8 protein-coding genes are annotated in these 8266 nt (G+C 38.9%); 2 read left to right on the top strand and 6 right to left on the bottom strand.

The features are described from left to right. Positions 1–94: 94 nt before the first annotated feature. Positions 95–1270 carry a formate-dependent phosphoribosylglycinamide formyltransferase gene (gene purT, locus Q1K78_RS09280; RefSeq protein WP_300177267.1) on the bottom strand — a complete coding sequence of 392 codons (1176 nt, stop codon included), beginning with the start codon at positions 1268–1270 and terminating at the stop codon, positions 95–97. A 216-nt stretch (positions 1271–1486) separates the two neighbouring features. Between purT and Q1K78_RS09285 the strand changes: the two genes are divergently transcribed. Further along, on the top strand, positions 1487–2650 hold the full coding sequence (locus Q1K78_RS09285; RefSeq protein WP_300177270.1) for an amidase family protein: 1164 nt from the start codon (positions 1487–1489) through the stop codon (positions 2648–2650). A gap of 99 nt (positions 2651–2749) precedes the next feature. Here Q1K78_RS09285 and cdd read toward each other — a convergent pair whose 3' ends face one another. The 5 genes from cdd to Q1K78_RS09310 all read right to left on the bottom strand — a co-directional run bounded on the left by cdd (position 2750) and on the right by Q1K78_RS09310 (position 7118). Continuing rightward, the gene (cdd, locus tag Q1K78_RS09290; protein ID WP_300177273.1) at positions 2750–3658 is read right to left on the bottom strand and encodes a cytidine deaminase; all 909 of its coding nucleotides are present in this window, start codon (positions 3656–3658) and stop codon (positions 2750–2752) included. 151 nt (positions 3659–3809) lie between these two features. Continuing rightward, positions 3810–4484 (bottom strand): CidB/LrgB family autolysis modulator, encoded by a 675-nt coding sequence (locus tag Q1K78_RS09295; protein ID WP_300177276.1) that lies wholly within the window; start codon positions 4482–4484, stop codon positions 3810–3812. Further along, a complete protein-coding gene (locus Q1K78_RS09300; protein WP_300177280.1) occupies positions 4484–4834 on the bottom strand; it encodes a CidA/LrgA family protein in 351 nt (116 codons plus the stop codon). Before Q1K78_RS09300 ends, Q1K78_RS09295 begins: the two co-directional genes overlap by 1 nt. Continuing rightward, on the bottom strand, positions 4831–6255 hold the full coding sequence (sbcB, locus tag Q1K78_RS09305) for an exodeoxyribonuclease I (protein ID WP_300177283.1): 1425 nt from the start codon (positions 6253–6255) through the stop codon (positions 4831–4833). The genes Q1K78_RS09300 and sbcB overlap by 4 nt, the downstream gene beginning before the upstream one ends. 473 nt (positions 6256–6728) lie before the next feature. Beyond that, the gene (locus tag Q1K78_RS09310) at positions 6729–7118 is read right to left on the bottom strand and encodes a hypothetical protein (RefSeq protein ID WP_300177286.1); all 390 of its coding nucleotides are present in this window, start codon (positions 7116–7118) and stop codon (positions 6729–6731) included. Between the two features lie 109 nt (positions 7119–7227). Here Q1K78_RS09310 and Q1K78_RS09315 point away from each other — a divergent pair, with 109 nt between their 5' ends. Then, positions 7228–7812 carry an IS1595 family transposase gene (locus Q1K78_RS09315; RefSeq protein WP_300177289.1) on the top strand — a complete coding sequence of 195 codons (585 nt, stop codon included), beginning with the start codon at positions 7228–7230 and terminating at the stop codon, positions 7810–7812. Positions 7813–8266 lie beyond the last annotated feature (454 nt).

An 8266-nucleotide genomic window follows, 5' to 3' on the forward strand; every position in this document is an offset into this window, starting at 1 on the left:
AATTTATTGATTAAAGAATGAAATCAGATAAGAAGTGGTAAAAACCCCAACAGAACGGCGTTTATCTACCGTTCTGATGCGTAGATTAGGATCTTTAGTACGTGATTTTAATTTTGTTTGATGTTGAGATAGCATCTTCAATCGCGGTTTCAAGATTATCACGACGAGTAATAGCGACACCTAAACGGCGGCGACCATCGATTTCTGGTTTGCCAAACAGTTTTACCTGAGTTTGTGGTTGGCTCAATGCATCAGTTAGTCCATCAAAACGGATATTGGTTGATGTTCCTTGACCTAAAATTACAGAAGAAGCAGAAGGGCCATATTGAGTGATGCTATTTATCGGCATTCCAGTAAAAGCGCGAACATGCAGAGCAAACTCTGACATTTCTTGTGAAATTAGAGTAACTAACCCCGTATCGTGTGGGCGAGGAGAGACCTCGTTAAAGTAAATATCATTACCTTTAATAAATAGCTCTACACCGAATAAACCATACCCACCAAGCGCATTAACCACTTTCTCTGCGGCTTGTTGTGCTTGTTTCAACGCGGCTTCAGTCATTACTTGTGGCTGCCAAGATTCAAGATAATCGCCGTCTTCTTGTCTGTGACCAATTGGCGCACAAAAATGAACGCCATCAACTGCACGAATCGTTAACAGTGAGATCTCATAATCAAAATCAACAAACCCTTCTACAATGACACGCCCAGCGCCAGTACGACCTCCATCTTGCGCGTAGTCCCATGAGGATTTAATATCAGTTTCCGTTTTGATCACGCTTTGGCCTTTACCTGATGAACTCATCACAGGCTTAATCACACAAGGCATACCAACAAACTTAACAGCTTCAACTAATTCATCATAAGTATCTACAAAACGGTAAGGAGAAGTAGGGAGTTTTAATTCTTCAGCCGCCAAGCGACGAATACCTTCGCGGTTCATGGTTAATTTTGTCGCATTAGCCGTCGGAACAACATTCAGGCCTTGTTTCTCTAATTCAACCAACTTATCAGTCGCAATGGCTTCAATTTCAGGTACCACATAATCTGGTTGCTCTTTTTTGATGATCTCTTCTAGTGCGTTAGGGTCTAACATATCAATCACATAGCTACGATGAGCCACTTGCATTGCTGGTGCGTTTAAGTAGCGATCAACCGCAATCACTTCTAGGCCAAGACGTTGACATTCAATAGCGACTTCTTTACCAAGTTCACCAGAGCCAAGTAACAATACTTTTGTTGCAGAAGAGGACAGAGCAGTACCAAACATAATAAATTCTCATGTAATCGTGAAATATGGCGCTATCATACTAAAATTGGGTAAATACGCAAACGTTTGCTTTTGGTTCGTTATTTGACTTTGTATCGGAACGTGGAGATCAATATCACACTATTGATTTAATTATAGAACCCGTGAATGTGTTGGTTTGTATTCGATATCGCGACTGGTATGCTGTGTTTTTTAATTAAGTAGTAACATTGAATTATGGATGATCAAACCGCTTACGTTCCTCATTCTGGAGAGGTACAACAATGGGCGTTTTATGGCGCATTAGAAAATAAAAAGTTTGTTGTCAGTGATTGTATTGATATAAAAGATACCCCAAATGGGCTAGGTAATCCTACCTGGTTATCACAGCAAAAAGCAGCAAAAACCAATGCACCAGCAGTCGATCTTATCTTAAAAAAAGGCGCAATATTTGTTGGTAAAACACAAATGGATGAGTTTGGGTTTGGACTTCATGGTAATAATCCCCACTATGCGGCAATTTTAAATCCAAACAGCAATGGACGATTCATTGGTGGTGCTTCCTGTGGTGCTGTTGCGGCGGTTGCTAATGGTTTCGCTGATATTGGTTTAGGAACTGACTTGAATGGTGGGATCCGTGTTCCTGCATTATATGCTGGCTTATATGGTTTTAAATCGTCAGCAAGTGCGGTCAATATGGATGGGATCTCTTGTATCGCAAAAGAAGAGACCTCTTTGGGTTGGGTTGCAAATAATTTATCGGACATAAGAAAAGTAGCGACAATCCTTACTCCAATGTCGCCACTAGTAATGATTGAGCGCATTGTCGTGCTAGACAGCTTATTTCTTGATGTTCCAGATGAAGCAAAAGAGAAGCTAGAAAAACTACTCGCTTCATCACCTTATAAAGTAGTTCGTAGTAAAGCGATCAGTAAGATCATTACTACAAAGGCAGCTGAGAGTCTTAAAGTAATTTCAGTAACAAGAGGTTTGCGTAATATAGAGCCTTGGATTGAGAAAAATAACGCTCTTGTGGGTAATGAAATCAAGCTACAGATGAAATGGCTTACGTCATTAAAATACAAAGATGAGCGTATCGCATTAGAGCAAAGAGAGCTCGTTAAATCCGTTTTAGAATCCATTTTAGATGAAAAAACATTAATATTAATGCCTACCACCGCTAATACGGCACCACCAAGAACGGCTTCTGATGAGCAGTTGTATAAATTGAACACTCAGATTTTGAAATACACCTCATTAGCGAGTTTGGCCGATCTTCCGCAACTACATCTTCCATGGTTCTCGGTGAATAATTCACCTTGGGGGATTTCATTAATTGGTCAAAAAGGAATGGATAGACAGCTTATCGATGCCGCTATTCGTTGGAAGAGCAATCAATAATAATATAATTAACAGATAAAAAAATAGAGGGGACATCAGCCTCCTCTATATGTATTTATACCAATGCAACATGTCTAATTAAGTCGTTATTCTACAACGTTATAAAGAAACGTAATCTAATGCCACATTAGGACTTAAAGCTTCTAGCGTACTCTTGGTAATTGCTAGGTGGCTAATTGCGCCTTTATGATGCTCAATTAATGCGGCTGATTTAATTTCAGATAAGGCTTCACGTGACATATTTGCATGAATCAACGCAACTTGAAGTGGCGGTAAACTTGGGTTAAATGCTGCGTTTTCAGCATACATACCATGATAAATATTCCCGTTATTCATTTCTAACGCTACGCCACTAATATTTTTAGAATACGGAGCATGACTGCGATTTGCCGCATCAAACGCATGTTTTAACAGTGGTGACGTTGCTTCAAATTCAAGTTCATGTGAAACCGCAGCTAATAACCCGCCTTCAACGCCTAAATCTTTAGGGCCAAAAGACTCTGGTAAATATTCTTGTAATGATTTTTCATCACGTTCAGGAAGCTGAACCATTAAGCTGTCAGCGGTAGTCAATTCATTCATGAACTGACGACAATGACCACATGGGCTGAAGTTAATCGTAATATCAGAAATTCCTGTTTCACCATGGAGCCAAGCGTGACTAATTGCCGATTGCTCTGCGTGAATGGTTTGGCCTAGTTGAACATTACTGAATTCCATGTTCGCGCCAAAGTATAAATCACCAGAAACACCACGAGCGATTGCGCCAACATAGAAATTGGAAATTGGGGCAACAGAAAATGCAGCAGCTAATGGAAGCAGCGCCAATCTTACTTCTTTATCACTGAGTTCACTTTGAGAAAGTAAAGATTGAAATTGTTCTTTGGTAATCACACCAGAAAATTGATCATTCAATAAAGGAGCGATAGCCGCTTGTAGAGTTAAAGGAAGTGTTTTCATTCCTTCTTCTAAACGTTGTTGCAGAGAGTTCTTATGTAGAGTGGTCATTGGTATGATCCTTTTTTAATATTATGGGGATCATTTTAGAGGGAATTAGAAATGAAAAATAGACCAATCTCACAATCAATGATGCAAAATTACATTTATTACACCATTGAGAGAGAGCTCACACCATGTTTGATGTTCTTTTGCTCAATAGTTACTTTATCATCAGCATTAATGAATAAATAACAGGAGCAACTAAAGAGGTAATAATGCCACAAATTACTAATGCTAATGAGCTAAAAGCCGCATCTTGAGGGTTCACTTCAGCCGCTTGAGCCGTGCCTAATGCATGAGAGACATTGCCCATTGTTAACCCACGAGCTAATGAGCTTTTTATCCCTAGCATGTTGTAAATAGGGTACGCGCAAATTGCACCCATTAATCCTGCTAACAAGACTAAGATAGCTGCAATTGCCGCTTCGCCTTGAAGTTGAGATGAAATTGCCATCGCAATTGGGGTAGTCACTGATTTTGGTAAAATACTAGCAACTAGCTGCATATCCGCTCCCATCCATACGGCCAAGAACGCACCTGACAACATAGAGAACAGAGAGCCAACACTGCAAGCTAGTAAGATAATCTTCCAGTTTGATCTAATATGAGGCAGTTGTTCATACAGTGGATAAGCCAAAGCAACTACGGCAGGTTGTAGCAAATAGCTTAAAAAAGCATTGTCAGCGTAGTAAGTATCATAAGGCACTTTTAATATCATCAAAACAGGAATGACAATAAAGACACTCAATAATAATGGATTATTCAGTGGGTGTGGGTAGCGTTTTGCAAACCAACGTGCCGAGTAAAAAACAATAACCGTTAAAATAACCCACATTATTTATTACCTCTATCAAGACGATCAATAAACAATGAAAGACAGATTAACACTAATAGCGATCCGCCCGCGGTACTCACAATAATAGGTATGGCGTTATCGAGCAGTAAATCAAAATGCGTCATTAATCCAACCGAAATTGGAATAAACAAGATTAACATATTACGCATAAAAAATTGGCAACCAGTGGCTGTCCAATCAGGTTTGCATACACCTATGACCATTGCAGTAAATAGAATAAGCATTCCAAGAATACTGCCAGGAACAGAGATATTCAGCCACGATTGAAGATTGTTACCAGCAAACAATGAAGCAAAAATCCAAGCGAAAGAATAAAGGTATTTAATCATGATACTAACTGTTGTACGTAGTTATAAACGGCACGAAGAATCGCAGTTTTTTTCTCATTGCCTTCAGACTCAAGGTATAAGCTTTCAAAGCGTGTTTCGTAATCAGACATGTGCGTCTCAAAATAATCTTGTAGATGCGCTTGCCAACGTAGTTGTTCAGTCTCATTAAGCGTGTGCGGGAAGTTACGAGCACGATAGCGGAACAGCAATGGTTTGATACGAGGGTCACTGACATTAGGTTCAAAATCAATAAGCTGTTCAGGCGTTGATTGACGGATCATATCAATCGCGGTTTTATCAGCATGAGAGAAAAAACCATCGTATAGAAGGGTATCTACATTAGTCGACTTTTCATAATTTGGTTCAATGCTGTAAAGAGCAATCAGTTTTTGTCTGATCTCAGGGTTATCACGGATCACTTTAAGATTTTTTAAACAGGCGGCTCTGTCTACATTTAGGTTTTCAGCATTTTCAGCCGTTAATGTTTTTGCAGGCGCAAGAATAGGGCACTTGTTTAAATGCACTAATTTTACAGGAACTGGCAATTCGTTAGGGGCCAGATCAGCACGCTTGGTGTACATACGTTGATGTAATTGCTCGGCATCTAACTCTAGGAACATACTTGGGTCTAACGCTAAATCAATTGTAATGACGGCGTTGTTATTGGTTGGATGCCATGCAACAGGCACAATCCAACTAATATTGCCTCTATCTACGCCAAACATACCAGACACGTGCATTAACGGTGTCATTTCAACGATATCGATTAAGGTTGCCGCTTTCTTTTTATGACGCATAGAAAGCAGGTAGTTAAACATTTTAGGCTGTGCTTTTTTAACGACTTTAGCTAACTCGATGGTGGCAATAACATCGGCCATCGCATCGTGGGCATTTTCATGTTCAATGCCGTTTGCTTGAGAGAGTTTTTCTAATCTAAAGCTTGGCTTGCCTTCTTCATCTTTTGGCCATTGAATGCCTTCAGGACGGAGAGCATACACCGCTCGCATTACGTCTAATAAATCCCAACGCGAGTTGCCGTTTTGCCAGCTCCAGCCATAAGGTTCAAAGAAGTTACGATATAAGGTGTAGCGTGATACTTCATCATCAAAACGAATGTTGTTATAGCCTAGCGAGCAGGTATTTGGTTTTGATAGTTCGTTATGGATTTGGGTAATGAATTCAGGCTCAGACAGGCCTTTACTGACCGCCGTTTGTGGCGTGATGCCAGTAATTAAACAGGCTTCAGGAGATGGTAAATAATCAATTGGAGGGCGACAGTAAATAACTAATGGCTCACCAATGATATTGAAATCTTCATCGGTACGGACACCTGCAAACTGGCATGGGCGGTCGAGAGATGGGCTAGTTCCCCACGTCTCATAATCGAAGAAGAAGAAACTTGGTGCGTTATCCTGCGGCATAAGTGTGTCCAATTAATAGCAATACATTAATTATCAGAGATCTATCACATAATCGCAAGGCATTAGAAAGAGAAGGCGAAGAAAAGTGAGTATAGATTTTGTATTTTATGGGTTAGTGGTGGAAATTGATTAATGACTTTATCAAAAAGGAATAAATACATTCGTCATTTACGGGCTACGTTAAAGCTTGAGTATTGGCGAACGCAGACTTTAGACGCTCATTATTAACAGGCGCTTCAGAGCTTGGAGTTATGCCACATGTGGTGGAGAAGATGCTAGGCCATTAATTAGGTGGAGTTTTATCCGTATACAATAAGCATGATTGGTTAGATGAGCAGTTAAGGGCGCACCTGATTACCTCTCAAATTCCGCTTATTAGACTACACTTAAAGTGAAGCAAAAAAATGCTGCCCTTAGTAAGGCAGCAGAATCTATGACCTGAATGATTAAATTCTCAGGTGAGGAAGTGTAAATTACTTACCTTGAAATGGTAGAACGATACACTTGCTAATTAACCCTATATTTTCTATGTCCGCGCAATATTTAAATTCACCAGCTTCGACATAAGCATCTGAAACCTTAAACTTGCTGGTATAGCTAATTTCAGGCGCTGTTGTAGTCAAGCCTGCAACTCTATTATACTCATCATTAATTATTACGGCTTGATTAATTGTGTAAGAATCTTGGTATCCGTCATGTGTTGATGCATTGACTTTGAGTAGCGCCTCTTGACCAGCGCTAACTACGTTCAGTGGAGTACCGTAAGCATCTAAAATTGAGACGTTGTCGATACTTACTTTCTCATTAGCGAAAGCTGAAGCTGAGATACAAAGAGAGGTGAATAAAACTAAATTCTTGTACATAATGTATAACCTTTTAATTGTTAATATCTTTAAAAATATACCTGATTACCTCTCAAATTCCGCTTATTAGACTACACTTAAAATGAAGCAAAAAAATGAGGGGGTTATCATGGCTAAAAATAAAATCCAATTTCAAAAAAGCATTTCAATACATGGGTTTATTTCACAGTTAGGTACTGAAGAACAATGCCGTAAACGACTGTTCGATATGCGGTGGCCTTCTGGTTATCGTTGTGACAATTGCGGTCATGATAAATACTGCGAGCTTAAAGCAAGACAGCTTTTTCAATGTAATCAGTGTCATTACCAAGGCTCATTAACTTCAGGAACCTTGTTTTCAGCGTCAAAATTGCCATTAAATATATGGTTTTTAGCTATTTATCTCATCACTCAAGAGAAGAATGGCATTTCAGCATTAGAGCTCTCTCGACAGCTAGGTATTTCTTATAACGCAGCATGGCGTATGAAGCATAAGCTGATGCAAGCAATGAAAGAGCGAGACGATGAAACCCCATTGAGTGGTTACATTCAATTAGATGACGTTTATTTGGGAGAGTTTTGTTTTAAGTTTAATCGGCGCTTCAATCTTGAAAAGATGCTTGATCCGCTTATTTACTCAAGCATTCAAACTACACCGATGCCAGATCGATTACTTAAGCTAGTTGAGCTAGGTGGTAATCAGGAAGACTTATAGAAGTGTCCGGAACTATTAGACCATTACAGTTAATAATAGTACCTCTTAGTGGATAAATATTTCGATTAATCGCATAAGGTCTTTGAGAGATGAAATCGCCTCCAATAAGTACAAGGAAGGCGATAGAGGTTGTCAAGTTTACTGAAGTATGTAGTTAAGATATATGAACAAATAGGAATTATTAAAATAAGTATCAATATTAAATATGTTAATCTATCTTATTGTATTGTTTTTTTACATGGAATGACTCACTGTTTTTTAATTTGGTGCTCCATGTAGATAGCGTTTCTAATGAAATATATCCATAACGATTATGAGACTTTATTAAATTATATAAAGTGCGTTGGTTTATTTTTTTTATCATATCATTCTATATTCATACTTTAATAACAAGTAATATTAATTAAGTTGTCCTTTTGTGTTGCAAATGTACAAATCATTTGTAGGTTCTTCT

Origin of the sequence: uncultured Aliivibrio sp. (genome assembly GCF_946479765.1) — a bacterium.
Classification (GTDB): domain Bacteria; phylum Pseudomonadota; class Gammaproteobacteria; order Enterobacterales; family Vibrionaceae; genus Aliivibrio.

Bases quoted from the DNA above. Each gene is read 5' to 3' on its own strand.
- sbcB (WP_300177283.1), bottom strand. From the start codon at position 6,255: ATGCCGCAGGATAACGCACCAAGTTTCTTCTTCTTCGATTATGAGACG.
- Q1K78_RS09285 (WP_300177270.1), top strand. From the start codon at position 1,487: ATGGATGATCAAACCGCTTACGTTCCTCATTCTGGAGAGGTACAACAA.
- cdd (WP_300177273.1), bottom strand. From the start codon at position 3,658: ATGACCACTCTACATAAGAACTCTCTGCAACAACGTTTAGAAGAAGGA.
- Q1K78_RS09310 (WP_300177286.1), bottom strand. From the start codon at position 7,118: ATGTACAAGAATTTAGTTTTATTCACCTCTCTTTGTATCTCAGCTTCA.
- Q1K78_RS09295 (WP_300177276.1), bottom strand. From the start codon at position 4,484: ATGTGGGTTATTTTAACGGTTATTGTTTTTTACTCGGCACGTTGGTTT.
- Q1K78_RS09315 (WP_300177289.1), top strand. From the start codon at position 7,228: ATGGCTAAAAATAAAATCCAATTTCAAAAAAGCATTTCAATACATGGG.
- Q1K78_RS09300 (WP_300177280.1), bottom strand. From the start codon at position 4,834: ATGATTAAATACCTTTATTCTTTCGCTTGGATTTTTGCTTCATTGTTT.
- purT (WP_300177267.1), bottom strand. From the start codon at position 1,270: ATGTTTGGTACTGCTCTGTCCTCTTCTGCAACAAAAGTATTGTTACTT.